16 protein-coding genes are annotated in these 20,076 nt (G+C 63.0%); 10 read left to right on the forward strand and 6 right to left on the reverse strand.

The window, feature by feature from the left end:
* Positions 1 to 53 precede the first annotated feature (53 nt).
* A complete protein-coding gene (serB, locus tag HMPREF2678_RS02340; protein ID WP_070550712.1) occupies positions 54 to 1,340 on the forward strand; it encodes a phosphoserine phosphatase SerB in 1,287 nt (428 codons plus the stop codon).
* Positions 1,341 to 1,447: 107 nt separating this feature from the next.
* Here serB and HMPREF2678_RS02345 read toward each other — a convergent pair whose 3' ends face one another.
* The gene (locus HMPREF2678_RS02345; protein ID WP_070550676.1) at positions 1,448 to 3,019 is read right to left on the reverse strand and encodes an AMP-binding protein; all 1,572 of its coding nucleotides are present in this window, start codon (positions 3,017 to 3,019) and stop codon (positions 1,448 to 1,450) included.
* Between the two features lie 325 nt (positions 3,020 to 3,344).
* Between HMPREF2678_RS02345 and HMPREF2678_RS02350 the strand changes: the two genes are divergently transcribed.
* Together HMPREF2678_RS02350 and HMPREF2678_RS02355 are read left to right on the forward strand one after the other, a co-directional pair.
* Complete coding sequence (locus HMPREF2678_RS02350; protein WP_070550678.1) at positions 3,345 to 3,890, forward strand: hypothetical protein; 546 nt, start codon at positions 3,345 to 3,347, stop codon at positions 3,888 to 3,890.
* Between the two features lie 15 nt (positions 3,891 to 3,905).
* Positions 3,906 to 4,484, forward strand: a complete 579-nt coding sequence (locus HMPREF2678_RS02355; RefSeq protein ID WP_070550680.1) for an RNA polymerase sigma factor — start codon at positions 3,906 to 3,908, stop codon at positions 4,482 to 4,484.
* 109 nt (positions 4,485 to 4,593) lie between these two features.
* Here HMPREF2678_RS02355 and HMPREF2678_RS02360 read toward each other — a convergent pair whose 3' ends face one another.
* From HMPREF2678_RS02360 to HMPREF2678_RS02370, 3 genes are all read right to left on the reverse strand, one after another.
* Complete coding sequence (locus HMPREF2678_RS02360) at positions 4,594 to 6,714, reverse strand: Hsp70 family protein (RefSeq protein ID WP_070550682.1); 2,121 nt, start codon at positions 6,712 to 6,714, stop codon at positions 4,594 to 4,596.
* 73 nt (positions 6,715 to 6,787) lie between these two features.
* Positions 6,788 to 8,260, reverse strand: a complete 1,473-nt coding sequence (locus HMPREF2678_RS02365) for a GTPase (RefSeq protein ID WP_034969005.1) — start codon at positions 8,258 to 8,260, stop codon at positions 6,788 to 6,790.
* Positions 8,261 to 10,147 (reverse strand): dynamin family protein, encoded by a 1,887-nt coding sequence (locus HMPREF2678_RS02370; protein WP_237746784.1) that lies wholly within the window; start codon positions 10,145 to 10,147, stop codon positions 8,261 to 8,263.
* 366 nt (positions 10,148 to 10,513) lie between these two features.
* Here HMPREF2678_RS02370 and HMPREF2678_RS10500 point away from each other — a divergent pair, with 366 nt between their 5' ends.
* A complete protein-coding gene (locus tag HMPREF2678_RS10500; protein WP_070550685.1) occupies positions 10,514 to 11,812 on the forward strand; it encodes a hypothetical protein in 1,299 nt (432 codons plus the stop codon).
* Positions 11,813 to 11,881: 69 nt separating this feature from the next.
* Here HMPREF2678_RS10500 and HMPREF2678_RS02380 read toward each other — a convergent pair whose 3' ends face one another.
* Together HMPREF2678_RS02380 and HMPREF2678_RS02385 are read right to left on the reverse strand one after the other, a co-directional pair.
* Positions 11,882 to 13,981 (reverse strand): ATP-dependent DNA helicase, encoded by a 2,100-nt coding sequence (locus HMPREF2678_RS02380; RefSeq protein ID WP_070550687.1) that lies wholly within the window; start codon positions 13,979 to 13,981, stop codon positions 11,882 to 11,884.
* Between the two features lie 29 nt (positions 13,982 to 14,010).
* On the reverse strand, positions 14,011 to 15,333 hold the full coding sequence (locus HMPREF2678_RS02385) for a nicotinate phosphoribosyltransferase (protein WP_070550689.1): 1,323 nt from the start codon (positions 15,331 to 15,333) through the stop codon (positions 14,011 to 14,013).
* A gap of 63 nt (positions 15,334 to 15,396) precedes the next feature.
* Between HMPREF2678_RS02385 and clpS the strand changes: the two genes are divergently transcribed.
* From clpS to HMPREF2678_RS02415, 6 genes are all read left to right on the forward strand, one after another.
* The gene (clpS, locus tag HMPREF2678_RS02390) at positions 15,397 to 15,702 is read left to right on the forward strand and encodes an ATP-dependent Clp protease adapter ClpS (protein ID WP_034975882.1); all 306 of its coding nucleotides are present in this window, start codon (positions 15,397 to 15,399) and stop codon (positions 15,700 to 15,702) included.
* A gap of 27 nt (positions 15,703 to 15,729) precedes the next feature.
* Entirely contained in the window at positions 15,730 to 16,302 is a 573-nt protein-coding gene (locus HMPREF2678_RS02395) for a DUF2017 domain-containing protein (RefSeq protein ID WP_034969017.1), read from the forward strand.
* Entirely contained in the window at positions 16,299 to 17,492 is a 1,194-nt protein-coding gene (locus tag HMPREF2678_RS02400; RefSeq protein ID WP_070550691.1) for a P1 family peptidase, read from the forward strand. Before HMPREF2678_RS02395 ends, HMPREF2678_RS02400 begins: the two co-directional genes overlap by 4 nt.
* Complete coding sequence (murI, locus tag HMPREF2678_RS02405) at positions 17,476 to 18,333, forward strand: glutamate racemase (RefSeq protein WP_070550693.1); 858 nt, start codon at positions 17,476 to 17,478, stop codon at positions 18,331 to 18,333. The genes HMPREF2678_RS02400 and murI overlap by 17 nt, the downstream gene beginning before the upstream one ends.
* 240 nt (positions 18,334 to 18,573) lie before the next feature.
* On the forward strand, positions 18,574 to 19,065 hold the full coding sequence (locus HMPREF2678_RS02410; protein WP_070550695.1) for a hypothetical protein: 492 nt from the start codon (positions 18,574 to 18,576) through the stop codon (positions 19,063 to 19,065).
* Between the two features lie 137 nt (positions 19,066 to 19,202).
* A complete protein-coding gene (locus HMPREF2678_RS02415) occupies positions 19,203 to 20,012 on the forward strand; it encodes an MBL fold metallo-hydrolase (protein ID WP_192816938.1) in 810 nt (269 codons plus the stop codon).
* Positions 20,013 to 20,076: the final 64 nt, after the last annotated feature.

Raw genomic sequence — 20,076 nt, forward strand, 5'->3', positions numbered from 1 at the left:
CCGCAGCAGTAGCGCAGCCGCAGGCACAGCCCACTGCAACCGCTGCTGCAGCTGTGGCAGCGGCGAGCCCCGACCCGCACTTTGAAAGCGCCCTCGAAGACACCCTGCAGGAAGGCCTTGCTCCGAGTGTTATCACGGTCACCGGCCCCGACCGGCCGGGCGTATCGGCGGCCTTCTTCCGTGTGCTGTCCTCCTACGGAGTGCAGCTTTTAGACATTGAACAGTCAGTATTCCGTGGGAAGCTGTCTTTGGCGGCGCTGGTGGGCGTCGGACAAGAAGACCTTGAACCCCTCGGCGAAGGGCTGAAGGAAACCCTGGCTTCCTACGGCATGCGCGTTAGCGTGGAAGCAGACGACAACCTCTCCAGCACTCGTCCGCACTCCACGCACGTCATGGTGGTGCTCGGCCGACCGCTGACCGCGACCCACATCTCGCGTATTGGTCAGACCCTCGCGGACTACGGCGCAAACATCGACACCATCACCGGCATCGCAGACTACCCGGTCACTGGTCTGGAACTCAGCTTGACCGTAGCCAATCCCGCGCCCGGCGGCGGCGTGCCTTTGCGCAAGGCGCTGGCAACCCTTACGACGGAGGTTGGTGTGGATATCGCCATCGAACGCGCCGGCCTGGCCCGCCGTGCAAAGCGCCTGATCTGCTTCGATGTCGATTCGACCCTTATCCAGCACGAGGTTATCGAGATGCTGGCAGCTTACGCGGGCCGCGAAGCGGAGGTAGCCGAAGTAACCGAACGCGCCATGCGCGGCGAACTGGACTTTGCTGAATCCCTGCACGAGCGCGTGAAGGCGCTGGCCGGTCTGGATGCAGCGGTGGTGGAGAAGGTCGCCCGCGACATCCAACTGACCCCCGGCGCCCGCACAACTATCCGCACTCTGAAGCGCCTGGGCTACAAGACTGGCGTGGTGTCCGGCGGGTTCATTCAGGTCATCGAGCCGCTTGCCCGCGAACTGGACCTCGACTTCGCCCGCGCAAATACCCTAGAAATCGTCGATGGCAAGCTGACCGGTCGCGTTATCGGCCCAGTGATCGACCGCCAGGCAAAGGCTGAGAGCCTCAAGGAATTCGCCTGGTCGAACGGCATCAAGCTGAATCAGACGGTCGCGGTAGGCGATGGCGCTAACGACATCGACATGCTTTCGACTGCCGGCCTGGGTATCGCTTTTAACGCAAAGCCCGCGCTGAAGGCGGTCGCGGATACCTCCGTGAACTACCCGTTCCTGGATCAGGTGCTGTTTATTCTGGGTATTTCTCGCCACGAGATTGAGGACGCCGACCTGCGCGATGGTACCTACCGCCGCGTGCCCCTTGCAGGCGAGTAGTTCGGACGCCCACCTACCCAGCCCGGCAGGCTTCAGGTTGGGGTATTAGACCGACCCCGCCCCGAGCTTGCCGAGAGCCCGGCGGGATTTAGATCAGCGGGATTGAACTAGCCCTCGCGCTCGCGCAACTCGCGGCGCAGAATCTTGCCGGTGCTGGACTTCGGAATGCCCTGCACGAACTCCACGATGCGGATCTTCTTGTAGGGTGCCACGCGCTCGGCTACGAAGTCCATCACTTGCTGTTCGTTCAGGGCGGATCCGCGCTGGGCAACCACGAACGCCTTGGGTAGCTCCTCGCCGTCAGAGGCGCGGTGTACGCCGACAACGGCGGCGTCTGCAATCTCCGGGTGGCTGAGCAGAACGGACTCCAGCTCTGCAGGCGGAACCTGGTAGCCCTTGTACTTAATGAGCTCCTTCAGTCGGTCGACGATGTGGACGTTGCCCTCCGGATCCGCGTTGGCCAGGTCGCCCGTGCGCAGCCAACCGTCGCCCGGCAGGGCTTCGGCGGTCTGCTCTGGCTTGTTCAGGTATCCGGCCATGATCTGCGGGCCACGCACCCACAGTTCGCCGACCTCGGATACGCCTTCGCTGGGCAGTGGGATTTCCTCCAGGGTTTCCGGATCCACCAGCTTGCTTTCCGTGTTGGCACAAGGCTTGCCGATGGAACCGCGGTTGATGTCCTTGGAGACATTGGCGTGCGCCAGTGGCGAAGTCTCGGTCATGCCGAAGCCTTGCTGCACGTGAATCCCCAGGCGGTTTTCCAGCGCCACAGCCAGATCCTCGTCCAGCGTTGCCGCACCGCTGAACACCGCGCGCATGCGTGACAGGTCGTAGTTGTCCACCATCGGGTGCTTGGCCAGCTGCACGGCGATGGGCGGCGCAATCAGGGTGAAAGTTACGTTGAACTTCTGGTGGTGCTCCAGGAAGCTCTGCAGTTCGAAGCGGGGAACCACTACCAGCGTGCTGCGCTGTGCCAGGGCTAGGTTCACCAGCGCGGTCAGGCCGTAGATGTGGAAGAACGGCAGCACGGCGTAGACGATGTCGTCGCGCTGTATCAAGTTCAGGTCCTGCCCCTGCTGCACATTAGCCACCAGTTGGCGGTGCATTAGGCGCACCCCCTTCGGCAGGCCGGTGGTGCCGGAGGAATAGGGCAGAATCGCAAGATCCTCGTCCGGGGCAATCTCCACAGCGGGTGCGGTGCGTCGCTCAGCCATGATCTGCTGCATGCCCTTGGAGGTATCCAGGTGGACGATAAAGTCCTCGTCGATGCCGGCGTCTTTGGCCCCCTGGGACGAGGCGTCCCCAAGCGCAGCAACGGTAAGTAGCATCTTCGCGCCAGAGTCCTTAATCTGCGCAGTAACGCTTTCTGGGGTGGAAAGCAGTGACAGCGGAGACGGCACCGCGCCGATGCGCCACAGTCCGTAAGCGGCGACGATGAAGTTCAGGGAGTTCGGCAAGTGCAGCGCTACGACGTCGCCCTTCTTGATGCCCTTACTGGCCAGCCAGCCCGCGGTGGATTCGATGTAGTTCTGCAGCTGCGCGAAGGTCGTTTCAGAGCCATCGGCGATGTCGATGACGGCCACGCGATCCTCTTCCTCCGTGGTGAGGTCGTGGAAGATGTAGTCGTACAGGCCGAGCGGGCTGAGTTCGATGTCCGGGCGATCGCTCTTGATGGGCATTGCGTCGGGGCTCCTATCCGTTCGCGGTTGTTCTTGGCCTCCACTCTAGCGTTCGGTTGGTGTAGTCGACGTCACCTTCTTTGCTTTTGGCTTACTAAGCAGTTATTTGGTAGGAGTGACCAGCCAAGTTCAGACGATATTCCTATTGAACTGCGCGCGGGTTGGGGCATAATCTTTTAATGTAATTCGTTATGCACACGCGGGAACTTCCTTCCCCTGACGCGCATTACATAACTGTCCTGAAGCGGGTTTTGCCGGCTTGGGTTTGCCTCTAGCTTCAGTTCAGTTACTTGTCTTGCTAGCTCAGGTGGAAAGGAGGTGAACGATGAGTGCGACGATGAATGATTCGATCCACAACGGAGGACAGATGGTGAACCCATCCGCTAGTGCAGAGGTAGACGCTCCGATTCTGCCGAACCTCGAAGAACTGTTCGGCGCGGATGCGCAGTTCGGTTCGGAGTCTGGTTTTTCGGAGGAGGAGCTCGATGCTCTGTTCAATGCGATGTTTGATGTCGCGGTGGACCCAAACACCGAGATGCCTGATGGCGATCTGATTCCAAGCTTGGACTCTTTCCCGGAGGAGTCTGACGTTGATCTGACGGATCTGGATGATTCTTCTGCGGAGTACGACGCCACCTCGGTGGATTCCGTCGACAGTGATGTCGCGGGCGACGATGCAGGCGCTGGCCTTGGTGGTTCGGGGGACATGGAGGATCTTGATGATCTGAACAATGTCCTGGAGGAGAACCTGGACGACAGCCTGGACGGCGGCCTAGACAACGAGCTCGACAATGAGCTAGACGATGCCCTGGGCGAGGACCCGGCTGACCACAGTGATTCCGACGATCTGACCGATTACAACGGTTTCTAGGGAGGGGGATTACAAGTGTCTACGGGACTAACTAACGCTGCACGGCAAGAACTCACCCGCGATGAGGAACGCGACCTGCTGGCCAAAGCTCACGAAGGCGACCAGCAGGCTTTCGCGCGTCTAGCGCGCCAGGCCTGGGGGAGGATGTTCGCAGTTTGCCTTTCCATCACCGGCAACCGCGCGGACGCGGAGGATGCTCTGCAGAACGCGCTGACCTCCGCGTGGAAGAACATCGACAAGTTCGACGGGCGCGCCAGGTTCTCCACCTGGGCGTACCGTATCGCCTCGAACGCAGCTCTGCAGGTCGTCCGTTCGCGGCGGGATGTGCCGGAGGAGGACGCGGGCGCGGACGAGGTGGCGCAGACCCCAGAGGTTGGTTCGCAGGTGACCTCCGCAATGGTTGTGCGCGAGGCTCTCGCGCAGCTGCCGGAAGATTTTCGCGAGGTGATTGTCCTTCGCGAATACACTGGCATGAGCTACCAAGATATCGCTGCCCACCAGGGGATTCCCATTCAAACGGTCAAGTCTCGCATTAATCGCGCGCGTGCGAAGCTGAAGGCTGCGTTGGTGGAAGCCGGCGTCACTAGCGCATAGACAGCGAAGCGACCACAACGGTACAGGGCCCGATAGAAAGAGCCCCACGGCCTCGAGCGATGAATTAGATTGCTCGGGCGCGTGGGGCTCTTCGGCGCGTTAGCCGGGATTAATCCTGCGGCATCAGGTTAAAGAACTTAAGCATCTTCTTGATCTCGTCCTCTGATGCACCGTTTTCACCGCGGCTGACCACGATTCCCTTTTGGTCGGGATACCAGATCATAATGTCGGGGGCACCATATTCGCTTGTTGCTGGATACATGCGAATCTCCGGCCAGCCGTTACCCGCATCCTGGATTCTTGTGCTCTTAATGGAGGAGCTTTCTGCGTGATCGTAGACCTTCTTCGCCTCGTCACCGGTCAATATGTAACGGAAACCACTGTATGTAAGGCTACTGTTCTTCCCATCCAGCGAATTGTAGTCGGGGAGGCAAGAGTACATCTTGTTGTCCATGTTGCGGAAGGCATCCCCAAGGAAGGGTGGCTTCTTCGTTTCTGCTTCACAGGTGCGCATGCGGTTGTAGAAGTTCGTCGGCATGTAGTCCTTAACCTCCGGCAGGAGGGTGGGAAGCACTTTGTACAGATCCGAGTCCGTCGCATTGGCCGGCAGGGCGAACGTACTGGTCTCAGAGAACGGCGGATTGCCGGAATCATCGCTCCCGCCGCCATTGCCGCCGCCCTTGCCATCGCCACCTCCATTGAGGGCGACAAATCCGATTGCCACGACGACCGCCAGAATCGCCAGGCTGGCCGTGACAATCACCGGGGTGTTCGACTTCTTCCGCCCCGCCGAGGTAGCCGTAGCGCGAGCCGAAGCAAAGTTGCTGGGACCATAAGAGCTAGGGGCACCTGGGCCGAAGGACGATGCCTGCGGAGGGCGGCTAAACGACTGCGTGTTGTTCTGCGCAGGATTCGGGAAGCTACTGGTCGGCGAGCTTCCGTTCTGGTTTGCCCGCGGCATTCCGGGCGAGGTAGCCGGGGTGGGGCGGGAGGAACCTCCAGCTGCAGCCCCGCCTCCAGTGGCGGCACTCGCGGCACCTGCGGCACCCGCAGCGCCCGCCACACCTGCGGCAGCACCGCCCGCGTTCGCGGTACGGTTCGCAGAATCCGGAGCCCCGCCGTCGGTGAATCCGCGCAGAGTTGCGGCCAGTGCGCCGCGGCTGACCACCGTCTTGGGGTCGTCCAACGTCATGACCGTGCCGACCTCGCCCAGACGATCCTGTACGAAAGGCACGCGCGAGGAACCACCGGTCATGTAGATCGGGGTCTTTGTGGAATCGACGCCCGCCTGTGCCAGCGCCGCCCGCGTCAGCTCAACGCCACGCATGATCGACTGCTCGATCACATTGTTGAATTCGTCGCGGGTGATCAACAGGTCAGTTTCCCCGTGGGGAGTGGAGACGCTGATCGTGGCCGAGGACGTATCCGAGAGGATCTCCTTGGCCTCGCGAATGCTGGATTCCAGCGCGTGGACCGTGGCGATCGGGGCGGAACGAAGGTAGTCCGCCAGATCGGGATCATCGTGCTCCAGCTGGTCCAGAACCCAGCGGTACATCAAGTTGTCGATGGTGCGGCCGCCCAGGCTGTTATCGCCTTTGGCGGCGACGACCTCGAAGTTACCGTTCGGCTTCGCTTCCAGCACCGCGATATCCAGGGTGCCGCCACCGAAGTCGAACACCGCCACGTGGGAGCCCGCGCGCACGGACTGCTGGGAGGCGTAGTGGATGGCGGCTGCCCGTGGCTCGGAAAGGAAACGCAGACTCTTTTCGGGAATGCCCGCTGCAATGGCGCTTCGCTTCAGCTGGTCCACGGAGTGAGCGGACCAGGCCTCGGGGTGCGTCAGAGTAACGGTCTCGGGATCCTTGTTAGCGTGCTGCGCCTTACCGGAGCGCAGAACCGTGGCCAGCACAGAGCCCACGACCTTCGTCAGCGGTAGATCCTTGGTAGCCAGCTTCACTTCATCGTGGTCGATGTAGCGCTTGGGGCTGAGCAGCAGGCGCGAGGGGTCGCGGCGTCCGCGAGCCAATGCGGAATCGCCGTTGAGTAGCGTGGGCTCCCCATCGGCAGCAGCGTGTGCGCCGTGTGGGGAATCCAGGAACACTGCGGACGGCAGGATGTTGGAGCGGTGCGTCAACGCAAGGGCGGATATCTCCTTACCCATCGGGCTTTGGTGAGCGGCAGCCGTATTCGAGGTTCCGAAATCGATTGCCAGGTGCCATGCGTTAGTCATGAAAAGTACAGCTCCTGAAATACACGTGTGCTTAAGGCATAAGTAGCTTACACTTTAATGCCAATTAGTGGCGTTAGATGGTCGCTTGCAATGCGGATTGGAAAGAACCGAGCAAACGTTCACGTGCCTCGTCCTCCGCGGCGGACAGGGGAGACATCGAAAGTTGCTGGAGTTCGGCGATCTGCTCTTCAATGGCTCGGCGCACTTGGTCAACCGGCGTGTCCCGCGGCAAATTCACCGTATCCGCCGGGTGCCCAGCAGTGACCGCGGTGCGCAGCAACTGTAATAGTCGGGAATCGGGCGTGCTGGCATAGGTATTGCGGTAACTGCGGTAGAGCAGCACAAAGTGCATGCCCGGCTGCGCCAGTGTGACGGACAGGACCCACCGGATGTGGTTCATATCCGGGTGGTTAGAGGCCAGATCGTCCAGCACATCCAGCATGCGGGCAGCACGCTGCAGCACGGCGAAGTAGGTGATGTCGCCGGTCAGCAGGTGCACCAGCTCGGATACGCCGGAGGTTTCCACCATCCACTTCACCAGCGCCGGCGCACCGCCTTCGGCGGCAATGCTGCGGCCGGCGAACACGCCGTATTCGCCCATAACGTCTAGCAAATCGTCCCGGTCGGCGACGGAGAATCCCGCAACGACCTCTCGCGGGTCGTCGGCCTCCAGGAAATCCAGCAGATCATCACGATCCAGCTCCGCCAGTGCGGCCAGCTGACGGGCGACGTCGCCGGTCACCTTGCCCGTCAAGGCGGACTCAGCCATCAATCCGGAAAGCGGGATGGTTTGCTGGACAGTGCTCACCAGTTTCTTCTGGATGCTGTTGGCGTGCTGCCGGGCGTGTTGCAGCGGATCGATGGAACCGAAAGCGCCGGAGCCGAAAGAGTCCGCGCGGGAAAGGATGCCCACTGTATTTAGGGGCGTCATTCCCAATTGCGAAAGAAACCGCTTCTCGTCCTCGCGCGGGGCAGAGTCCGACAAAAAGACAAGGCAATCGGCCCAACCGCTAGCGCGGCGCGTATCCCGCTGCCCGTCGACCAGAATGCGACGGGTTCGCTGCTCGTTTTCGACCGTCAAGGTCGCGGTGCCGGGCGTATCGATCAGGGTGAGCTCTTCCAGTCGGCGGTTGGGCAGGAACTGGTCGATGTAGTCCACCTCGTTCAACGGTACGGGCAGGCTATCGAGCGGGCCGTTGTTCAGTGGGATGCGGGCCACCTGGCCGTCGACGGAATGGATCTCGGCGCGGGCGGGCGCGCCGTTGTGGTACATGCTGACGGCCATGGTGCATTCCAGGGCACCGGTGGCGGCGATCAGGTTCTCCGTCAGGGCGTTTACCAGAGTGGACTTTCCGGATTTCAGGCGACCGACGACAGCCACCCGGGGCGGGCGGGTAACCATCAAGCGCAGTTGTTCGGCGCGGGCCGCGAGGTCGGGGGAGCCACCTGCGAGGGCATCAACGGCCTGCGTTAGCAGCAGCGTGAGGTCAGAGACCCGCTGGCTGAGGTGGGCAGAGGCCGATTGGATCTGGTGTTCCTGGTTCATTTACATCCCCGCCCTGCTTGCCGGAATCGTCCCAGCCTGAGCTGCCGCCTTTAGACTTGCGGATCCTTGCCGACTGCGTTTCAGCGCTTCTAGGTGGCCGTCGAGCTCCTCGATGGTCTGCTGCACAATCTCCCCGTTCTTCTTCAACCGGGCAATGGTCTGCTTGCGCTGTGCCTCGGTTTCTCGGGCGATTTTCTGTGCGGATTCGATCTTGCCCTGAAGGTTGCGCTGTTCGTGCCTGATGGCAGCGCGGTGGCGCAGCAGAATTTCCGTCCTACCTGTCGTGATGGTGATGTCGATCATGCGGTTGATGGAGCTACGGGTTGTGGCGATGGTTTCCCGCAACCACACCAGCAGGTGCTGCTTGCCGTTGCGCATCGCGCGGTAGCCCATGTTCACGCCGATCCAGGCGGCGGCTGCCACAGGCGCGAAGGGGATCACGACTGTCAGTGCGCCTGCACCCACAATGCCCATCGTCAGCATCGAGGGATCCACCAGCCCTGCAGACTTTTTCTCCACGTCGTGGCTCATCGATTGCGGCGGGGCCATCGCCGCGAAAATCTGCTGCTGCACCTGATCCACCAGGTCTCGACGGCCCTGGAAAAGCTGGGCGGCACGCCGCGTAACTTCGCTGACCATCGACATCACCATGTGCTCCATGATCTGCCGTAGCTCGATTTCGATCTGGCTGGTGAAGACCTGCGGCTTGCTGCGCAGCACGCGCATGCCCTCGGAGTTAATGCGGTTGGTCCAGCGGGTTTTCAGATCTGTTAGCGCCTGATCCATCGCCGCGGATACCTTGTTGCGGCTCAGCTGAATATCGCGCATGAACAGCTGTTCCCACTCGCTGGTGGCGTCGCGGAACGCTTCCAGCTTGCGCTTTTCGGCTTCGAGCTCGCCGACCGCATCGCTGGTCTTGTCGTACAGCTTGATGTCGCGCTGGATATCGGTCGTGATGGATTGCATCGTCGACCGGGTGATCTCGAGGGCCGTGATCGTCCCGAGATTGCCCGGTGAGTTGACGTGGTTGATGATCTGTTGGCGCAGCTCGGCGATGCCGCACCGTTGCTCAATCTTTTCTCTTTTTTCTGGTGACGCCGCCTCGGCCGCATCCAATGCCCGCAACGAGGACACTCCAATGACGGGGATATCCAGACCGAGGTGTTCTGCGATGAGGCGTTGGTCGTCGGCGACGATGGAGCGCCAGCGACGCACATTCTTATCTGTCTTGGTGACGGCCACGATGACGCTTCCGACCTGTTCACGGGCGCGGCGCAGGATATCCATCTCCGGGGCGGTGATGGGGGTGGATGCGTCGCAGACCATCAGCAGAACTCCGGCATTGCGGGCTTCCGCCAGGGAGGCAGTGACGGCGTGCTCGTCCAGTCCGCCCACGCCCGGGGTGTCGATGATCGTCACCTTTCCCAGGCCGGAGAAAGGAACCAACAGCTCTGCAGCGCTGGGGAGCGAGGCAACTTCTTGGCTATCCTTCGGGGCGCGGTTGATGGCGTCCACGGCTTCCTGCGTGACCCAGTTCTTCAGCTCCGACGGGTCGATCGGATCGCGCTCCGTGCCGCGTACCAGGCGCGCCAGGATTGGCTTGTCCTCTGGCTGGTCGGGTTCAGTGTGGATGCGGATGGGGGCGCTCGTAGCGGTGATAACGTCCACCGGCAATAGGTCACGCCGGCCGATTAGTGCGTTGACGAGGGAAGATTTGCCACGCTTAACCTCCCCGATGATGACGACGGACGAGGTGCGGTACTTCGCGTTGACGAGGTTCTGCACGCGGTCGGCAACGTCGTGCATCTTGTACTTTCTGGCGATAGTTGCCCCGCGCTCAACGCTGGCCTTCGGGGAACGACCCGACGCGTTCAAGATGGGGGTCACGGTATTTTTCGCCTTTCATTGCTATTGATGCTTATTGCTCTGCCATATTTCGGTGCCATTCTAGTATGCCGATAATCGGTTTTTCTGGTCGCGGAGGGAACATTGCGCGACGTATTCGTCGGCGCACTGTCTGAATTCACCCCCGAAAATGCTTGCCTATTGAACAGAGTGAATATGCGGCGTGACTTGGGGTTTTGAGGGGTTTGGCGTCAAGAAAATGACCTTAGGAAACACCCCCAAGGAACATAGGGAGGGGGAGTGGCATTCAACAACTGACAGGCAGCGAGGAAGCGCCTGAAGGATACTAAGAACACTGCATAAGCCCCGCACACAGGGCTTCAAGAACACCGAAAGGGAACACACGAAATGTCTAACGAGAACCTGAACAACCAGAACGGCACCAACACCAACACCAACGGCAACGCTGGCAACTCTGAGCACTCCCTGGGTCGCTGGGAGGTACTGGACGGCAACGGCAACATGGTCGAAGGCAACGTCGTCGGCTCGCAGGACACCGACGGTGACGGCAAGCAGGACGCCTACCAGGTCGACATCAACGGCGACGGCCGCCCGGATGGCACGGTCTACGACAAGAACGGCGACGGCACCACCGACCGCGCGGAGATGGACTACGACCAGGACGGCATCGTCGACACGGTCTACCAGGACACCGACCGCGACGGAACGATCGACAAGCTGGAAGCAGACACCAACAACGACGGAAAGATGGACACCAAGGCCACCGACTACAACAACGACGGTGTCAGTGACAACGTGAAGTTCGATTCCGATGGCGACGGCACCTACGACGTCACCTCTTACGACTTCGACGGCGACGGCCGAGTCGACAGCGTTGGCTACGACACTGACGGTGACGGAATGTCTGACTACACCGAGCACGACACTGACGGCAACGGCGTGATCGACGGCACCTCCGGCGAGTCCCGTCCGGATGCGGCGCAGGAGAACGTAGGCGAAGGCATCTGGGCTTCCCAGGGTGGCCACGGTGGCGCACCGGCTGGTGACTCCCAGGGTGCGGCTCCGCAGGGCGCGGCTCCGCAGGGCGGCGAGTCCGACGCTCCGGCTCCGCAGGGTGGCGAGTCTGAGACCCCGGCAGCTCCTTCTGAGGACTCCAATGGTGCTGAAGACTCCAAGGGCGCTGAGGACTCCAAGGGCGCTGACGATTCCAAGGGCTCCGAGGACTCCCGCGGTGCAGGCGAAGAGGGATCGGGCGCAGGCTCTGATATCCACTCCGCTGGCTCCGAGGGCGCTCCGGGCGGTGGCGAGTACGTCGACCTGGACGGTGACGGCCTGGCCGACGGTGTGTCTTTCGACTACAACAACGACGGCAAGGTTGATGCCCTGCACGTAGACACCACCGGTGACGACACCGCCGACACCATTTACCTGGACACCAACTCCGACGGCCAGGTGGATCAGCGCCACGTAGACACCGATGGCGACGGCCTGACCGACGAGGCTCTGATCGACCAGGACTTCGACGGCTACGGCGACACCAAGGCATACGACACCGACAACGATGCCCACTACGACTCCTACGAGGACACCACCACCGAGGACGTCGCCCCGACCTTCGACGACCTGCTGGGCGGCGGCGGTGCTGGCGCAGACACCGGAGCTGGCGACGGTTCTGACCTGGTCTAAGACCCGCACCTAGCGGGGGCCGCCCCCAGCTTCCGCTGGCAGCCCCCTGGCGCCCCCGCTGGCAGCCTCTTAACTACCCGCAGCAAGGCGACGCAGTGCACCCCGCACTGTGTCGCCTTTTAGCGTGTACCAAAAGTCCGGCATCGAGCGGCGAATGTAAGCGCCGTAGCGCTTCGTCTCTAGCCGCTGGTCCAGAACCGCAACCACGCCACGGTCGTCCACCGATCGCAGCAACCGGCCCGCCCCCTGAGCCATCAGCAGGGCGGCGTGGTTCGCGGCGACCTCCATAAACCCACTGCCGCCACGCTGGTCGGCGGCTTCCTGCCGCGCCTGCTGTAGCGGATCGTCCGGGCGCGGAAAGGGGATCCGGTCGATAAGCACCAGGGAAAGCGAAGGACCGGGCACGTCCACGCCCTGCCACAACCCTAGCGTGCCGAACAAGCATGCGGATTGGTCCTTGCGGAATTTCTCCACCAGCGTGGACATCGAATCCTCGCCCTGCAAAAGAATGTCGTAGGGGACCACGGTGCGCAGGTTCTCGGCCATTTCTTCGGCCGCGCGCCGGGAGCTAAACAGCCCGAGGGTGCGCCCGCCCGCGGCGTTGATCAGCCTGGCGGCTTCGTCCACGGACTCGTCGCTGGCGCCGTCCCTGCCCGGCGGTGGTAGGTGGCGGGCGACGTACAAAATGCCGTGGGAGCGTGCGTCGAAGGGTGTGCCCGCATCCAGCGTGGGAGTGTTCTTCGGCAGTCCCCAGCGCGCCAGCATGGAGGTGAACTTGCCGCCCAATGCAAGCGTCGCCGACGTCAGGATTACTGTGTTTCTGCCGAATAGTCGCTGGCGTAGTAGGTCGGCGACGCTCAAGGGGGCTACCCGCACCACGTGTTTGGGGCCTCGCACGCCGGAATCGGCGGTGTACCAGACCACGTCTTCGCCCAGCAGGTCCGCGGCGTCTTCGCTCGCGCCGCTGTTGTTGCCGCTGTTGTTTCCGCTGCGTTCGTCGGCTTCGGAGCCGTCGCCCTCCCCGACGCGCGAGGCATTTAGGATCCGCACGCACGTATCGTTCAGCTCTTCGGTAGCCACAATCACCGCGAGGCGCTCGGAGGCCTTCTGCGAATCATTCGCAAACTCCGATGCCGGAATGCCGCTGACCTGCCGGTTCGTCTTCCACGCCGCATCCCTTAAGGCAGCGAGAGGCAGCTGTAGCCCCTCGGGCACGCTGGTCCAGCGCCCCTCGATGCCGGTGCCAAACCGGTCGTTGCTTCTGGACGCCGCCGCCTCCGCCTTCAACGCCTCCGTCCACCGGTCGCCTGCCTCGGCCAGCTCATCCCCGGCGACATCGGCGCCGGAAACGGTCAGCTTCGCAGCGCGTTTCGCCAGCACGGCGATGGAGGTGGGGGATAGTTCAGCGGTGGCGACGGAAGTGATGCGATCTTCCAGCTCGTGGGCTTCGTCCACGATCACTGTGTTGTGTTCGGGCAAGACTGGGGCGTCCACAAGAGCATCGATCGCAAGAAGAGCATGGTTGGTGACGACAACGTCGGCGTCCGCGGCGCGGGCCCGGGCGCGTTCGGCGAAGCATTGTTCGCCGAAGGGACAGCGGGTGGCGCCGACGCACTCGCGGGAAGACACGCTGACCTGCCGCCACGCGCGATCGCTGACGCCCTGGGGGAGGTTATCCCGGTCGCCGTCCTCGGTTTCACCGGCCCATTCGTGCAGGCGGGCGACTTGGGCGCCGGTGGCGGACAGCTGGGAGGGATCCAGGAGGGATTCTTCGGCCTCGTCCACGCCACTGTCGGTCTGCGCGTTGGCGACCTTGTTCAGGCACACGTAGTTGCCGCGGCCTTTTTGGATGGCGAATTCGAGGGGGCGGGGGAGTTCCGGCTCGAGGGCTTTGGCCAGCCGCGGTAGGTCGCGTTCCACCAGCTGGCGCTGCAGCGCGATCGTGGCGGTAGAGACGATGACGGGGTACTCGGAATCCGTGGCCGCGGCGATGCTGGGGATCAGGTACGCCAGGGACTTACCGGTACCGGTTCCCGCCTGCACGGCCAGGTGGTGTTCCTTCTTAATGGCCTCGGCCACGGCTGTGGCCATCTTCTGCTGGCCAGGGCGCGGGGCGCCGCCGAGGTCGGCGACGGCGAGGCTCAGTAGGTCAAGGACGTTGGAGGTCATGGGAAACTGTGGGAACCTTTGCGAAACTTCTAGCCCTTGATGTGGCGGACCTGCAGGGCGGGTTCGTCGCGGGTCAGCGCCAGCCCCTCCCACGGCAGAGAGACCAGCTGTTTGGCGCAGTGCTCGCGGGACTCCTCCAGTGTGGGCAGCCCGTCGACGAGCTCACCGTCGCGAACCATGGGGATGGTCAGCTGGGTGCTGTGCAGACCTTCGGCCTGGGGCAGTTCGCCGCCCAAGGGGAAGGTCACTTCCTCGACGGCGGTGCCGGAGGGGCGGCTGAGCCGGGCTGCGTCCTTCGCACCACCCAGGCTGGCCTTGCCACGCGAGCGCTTGGCGACGGGCACGCCATCGACCTCCACAAGCTTGTAAACCAGCCCCGCGGTCGGCGCCCCGGAGCCCGTGACCACGGCGGTGCCCACACCGAAGGAATCCACCGGTTCGCTGCGCAGGGCGGCGATGGAGAACTCGTCCATGTCGGAGGAGACCACGATTTTGGTGTTGGTTGCGCCCAAGGAGTCCAGCTGGCGGCGCACGCGGCGGGTCAGTACGCCCAGGTCGCCGGAGTCGATGCGCACTGCACCCAGTTCGATGCCCGCGGCCGCCACGGCGTTTTCCACGCCCTGGGTGATGTCGTAGGTATCAACCAGCAGGGTGGTATCGGTACCCAGGGCGGCGACCTGCGCCTTGAAAGCGGCCAGCTCGTCGGGCGTGCCGTCGGGGCGGGTGTGCAGCAGGGTCCAGGCGTGGGCCGAGGTTCCAGAAGCCGGGATGCCATAGCGCTGCGAGGCCTCCATGTTGGAGGTGGCGACGAAGCCAGCCAGGTAGGATGCCCGGGCGGCGGTAACCGCAGCGTATTCGTGGGTGCGGCGGGCACCCATGTCGATGATCGGACGGTCACCAGCGGCGGTGACCATGCGAGCCGCGGCGCTGGCCACGGCGGAATCCATGTTCAGGATGGACAGGATCACCGTTTCCAGAATCACGCACTCGCCGAAGGTGCCGCGCACGGTCAGCACGGGGGAGTGGGGGAAGTACAGCTCGCCTTCCCGGTAGCCGTCGATCTGTCCGGAGAAGCGGAAGTTGCGCAGGTACTCCAGCGTTTCGTCGCGCAGGAAGTCGATGCGCGCCAACTGTTCTTCGGTAAACACGAAGTCTCGCACGGCGCGGAGCACACGGGCAGTACCGGCGATCACGCCGTAGCGGCGTTCGTTGGGCAGTCGGCGGGTGAAGACCTCGAAAGTGCAGGCGCGGTTCACCGTGCCGTCGAGGATTGCGGCCTCGAGCATGGTGAGTTCGTATTTGTCTGTAAGAAGTGCGGAGGAGCGGGTGCGGTTGTCGTTCACCCGTTCCATGCTAGCCCACGCCAGGCGCCGAACCCGACGGCGAATGCGCCCAATGTCGGTACTCTGGGAACCATGACTTCCCCAGCTGCTCCCTCCGCCACACCGGTGGCGGACAAACTGCCAGAAACCCTGACGGAGCCCAACCTGCCGTGGATGTGCATCTGTTGGGACGATCCGGTGAACCTGATGAGCTACGTGACCTATGTCTTCCAGACCGTCCTGGGCTATTCGCGCAAGCGTGCCACGGAGCTGATGATGCAGGTCCACACCGAAGGGAAAGCCGTGGTGAGTTCCGGGGAGCGCGACAAGGTCGAAGGGGATGTGAAGAAGCTGCAGACCGCCGGGCTGTGGGCGACGATGCAGCGGGCGGACGGGTAGGCGTCAATAGAGAAAGAAGGAACGAACATGCAGCCGTGGACGAAGAAAAGCAGCCTGCTGCGCGGGACTCGTTTTAATACGCAGCTAGAGCCGCTGGAGCGCGAGATGCTGGGGGATTCGGCGGTGGCCGTGTCCGACAAGCTGATGGAGCGCGCGCGGACGGCTCCGAAGGACGAGCTGGCGGAGATGACGGGCATGGCCAGCGGGCATGCCGATGCGCCGAAGGATCCGGGGTTGGCGCGGCTGCTGCCGAGCTTCTTCCGCGAGGGTGACGAGGAAGTCGACGGCGATGCGGCGCTGACCCGCCAGCTGAACGAGACGGACATCATCAAGGCCAAGCTGACGAACTTGCGCTTCGTGGTGGATTACCTGGGGCCGAACGGTTCGGTGAATGTGTCGCTGACGCAGGACGAGGTTCGCCCGTGGCTGAGCGCGATCAACGACATTCGCTTGTATCACTCCGCGCAGTACGAGGAGTTCAAAAAGGACCTGCTGGAGGAAGACGGCAGCTCCGACCAGGCGATGGCGGCGCAGAACTACCTGGATTGGCTGGGCTACCACCAGGACAGCTTGCTGTCGGCGATGATGGGTGAGCAATGAGCATAGAGCTGTTCGGCTGCCAGCCCGGACCGACTAATTCCCTGGCGGATGTCGCGGGGATAGGGGTAGGCCACGCGGTGTGCGAGGACGGCACGGGTGATTCGGGCGTGACCATGATTGTTGCGCCGAAGTCCGCCACTGCCAGCGTGGATGTGCGCGGTGGCGGGCCGGGGACTCGCGAGACCGATCTTCTGGCGCCGCACAACACGGTGCAGGCCGTGCACGCTATTGGTCTGTGCGGTGGTTCTGCTTTTGGTCTTGACGCCCTCACGGGGGCAATGGCCGAACTGGAGAGTAGGGGGATCGGCTTCCCCGCGCTGGGGCCGGAGCACCCGGATAAGTTGGTGCCGATTGTCCCGGGAGCCGTGATTTTTGATCTGCTGTTGGGGCGCTGGGATTCGCGGCCGGATGCGGCCACGGGGGCGGCGGCGACGGCGGCGGCGTTGGATGCTGTAGTTGGAGACGGCGCTGGCGGCGCGGCTGGGCAGGGAATTTCAGGGCAGGGAGCTTTAGCGCAGGGGGCACAGAACGGCAACGTCGGCGCGGGGTTGGGCGCCTCGGCGGGAGCGCTAAAGGGTGGCTTTGGTCAGGCCAGCGCCGTGTTCCCCGAAGGCAACCCGCTGGCGGGGGTGACTGTGGCCGTTGGCATTGTCGTGAACCCACAGGGTGCGGTCTTCGACCCGGCGACCGGCCTGCCGTGGGGAGTCGCCGCGGAGCTGAACGGGGAGTTTGCCCGTTATGGACTGTCCGACGGCCTGGTTGATGGCGAGCCGGTGGGGGCTGGGGGCGTCAATAGGCTAAAGAGCAAGAACCTGCTTGGCACGAAGATTACGGCGGACATGCTGGCGCCGAAGCTCAACACGACGATTGGTGTGGTGGCGACCGATGCGCCGCTGACGAAGGCGCAGGCCAAGAGGCTGGCGTTGGCGGGGCATGACGGGATCGCGCGGGCTATACGGCCGGCGCACATGCCGATGGACGGCGATACGTTGTTTGCGATGGCGACGGGGGAGCACGGTTCGGAGGCGGCCGTGGATGACAGAGGCGTGGACGATATCGGCATGAGTGTGCTTTCGGCGACCGCGGCCAACACGGTGGAGAGGGCGATAGTGCATGCCGTCCTGGCGGCGGAATCGGCCTTTGGTGTGTCGAGCTGGCGTGATGTGGTGAAGGGTGAGGATCGTGGCTGAGGGTGCTGAGGCTAACGTACAGGCGGAACAGGCTAACAATGCGCCTATCGGGGTGTTTGATTCGGGAGTGGGCGGGCTGACCGTGGCGCGTGCCATTGTGGATCAGCTGCCGCATGAGAACCTGGTGTACATCGGGGATACGGCCAATTCGCCTTACGGGGACAAGCCTTTGGCGCAGGTGCGCGAGCTTTCGATCAGGATTGCGGACACCCTGGCGGAGCGCGGCTGCAAGATGATTGTGGTGGCGTGCAACTCTGCCTCGTCGGCGTTTATTCGCGACGCGAGGGAGAGGTACTCCATTCCGGTGGTTGAGGTGATTCTGCCTGCGGTGCGGCGCGCGGCGGCGGCGACTCGCAACGGCAAGATCGGAGTGATCGGCACCCAGGCGACGGTGAGCAGTAGGTCCTACCAGGATCTTTTCGCAGCGATTCCGGGAGTTGAGGCGTTCGCGCAGGCCTGCCCGCAGTTCGTGCCTTTTGTGGAGCGTGGCATGACCAGCGGGCGGCAGTTGATGGGGTTGGCGGAGAACTACCTGGCGCCGCTGAAAGCCCAGGGGGTAGATACCGTGGTGCTGGGGGGCACGCATTATCCGTTGCTGACCGGGGTGGTGCAGTTGGTGATGGGGGATGAGGTCACGCTGATTAATAGCGCCGAAGAGACGGCGAAGACTGTTTATAGGACGCTGTCGGAGCAGGGGCTGCTTGCGGATGAGGATCCGGGGCGGGCGGTGGATCTGTCCTTCGAGTCGACGGGCGACCCGCAGAGGTTTGCGAAGCTGGCCGGGCGGTTCCTGGGGCCGGCGATTAGTTCTGTGTCCCAGATTCCGGAGATGGTGCGCTAGCGTTTAAGGTCTTCTTATGTGGGATAACCAGGGGGTTTGGTGCTTATGGAACCATTTTTCTGGTTGAACTTGGACCATTAATACGGTTAAACTATCTGCGTACTCTTAGGCTGTTTTTGACTTATTGAACTGAGTTTTGGTGAGTTTTCAGCCTTTAGTAAGCGCCTGGCCTGCTGGGGATCTGACAAGAGGTAGGCGCACTTTAGCTTCAGGAAGGATCCTCAGTCGCGCAAGATCCGCGTGGGCACCAAGTGCAACTGCGAGACCCCTGAGGATCCGAAGGAGCCGGAGCAGCCGAAGGATCCGAACACACCTGGCGGTTCCTCCGGTTCGGTGACTCCGAAGCCGAACCTGCCTGGCATCATCGGTTCCCTGGGACTCGGCGGGGCCATCGTGGGTAGCGGATCTCACGGTTCCACCCCGAAGCCGGATTCCGAGCAGCCAGGCAAGCCAGGTAACACGAACAAGCCGGGCAAGTCGGGTAACACGAACAAGCCGGGCACCCCTGGCAGGTCCAGCACCCCGAGCCAGCCGGGCGCCAAGGGAAGCACGTCCACCGGTAGCTCCGCAAGCAGCGGTGGCACCAGCTCTCAGAAGCAGGTTGATAGCCCGCGGATGAGCACCCTGGCCTCCACCGGCGCGAACGTGCTTGGCGTGTTCGCAGTCGGCCTGGCACTGATCATCGGCGCCATCCCGCTGCTGCGCCGCCGCCGCGAAGAAGGCGAGGCCTAACCGCCACTAGCGTTCAGCGCTAGCGCCTAGCGGAACAGCCAATCCTGGCAAGTCCCGCGAAAGAAAGGGCGACCACCAACACAACGGTGGTCGCCCTTTCACACATTTGCCACCGCTTCGTGGCAGAATGACAACTTATGGAACTGGTAGTGCTGGGATGCTCCGGAAGCGTCGAAGGACCCGATAGCGCAGCGTCGGGATACATCGTCCGCGACACAACCACGGCCACCACCGACCACCTCCTCCTCGACTGCGGACCCGGCGTACTCAGCGCCATGCAACGCACCGAGGGATTGGACCCCTCCGCTTGCCACGTGGCCTTCAGCCACATGCACGCCGACCACTGCCTCGACTTCCCATCCCTGCTGGTCTGGCGCCGATTCCACCCCACGGCGGCTTCCACTCAACGTCATCGACTGCTCGGCCCCACCATCGCCCGCCGTCACCTCTCCGCTGCCGGCGCCGACGCACCCGAGCGCCCCGACGACTTCACCGATACCTTCGACATCAACGCCTACAAGGTAGGCGAGGGTCTTTTCGACGCCACCACGTACCCAGCCCACCCCATCGGCCCATTCACCCTGTACGCCGCCACCGCAGTACACCCCACAGAGGCCTACCTACTGCGCGTGGAGGACAACGCGGGGCATTCCCTGGTGTACTCGGGGGACACCGCATGGACCGACAACCTGGCTCACATCGCCGCGGGTGCGGACGTATTCCTCTGCGAAGCCACCTGGGGCGAGAATGCCGAAGGCCAGCCCACCGGCATGCACATCTCCGGTGAAGACGCAGGCCGTGCGGCACAGGCAGCGGGCGTGGGCAAGCTCGTGCTCACCCATATCCCGCCGTGGGGCGACGTAGACGCGGCGGTCCGCGGCGCGGCCCGCCACTACGGCGGCGAGATCCTTGTCGCTCGCCCAGGCATGCGCCTATCTGTCGGCTAGAAGCCAGGGGATCTTCTAGGCTGCTGCCAAAGCATCGGCGGATAGCTTGTCCGGGGCGGCTAGT

The sequence above is a fragment of the Corynebacterium sp. HMSC058E07 genome (genome assembly GCF_001809885.1).
GTDB classification, from domain to species: Bacteria; Actinomycetota; Actinomycetes; order Mycobacteriales; family Mycobacteriaceae; genus Corynebacterium; species Corynebacterium macclintockiae.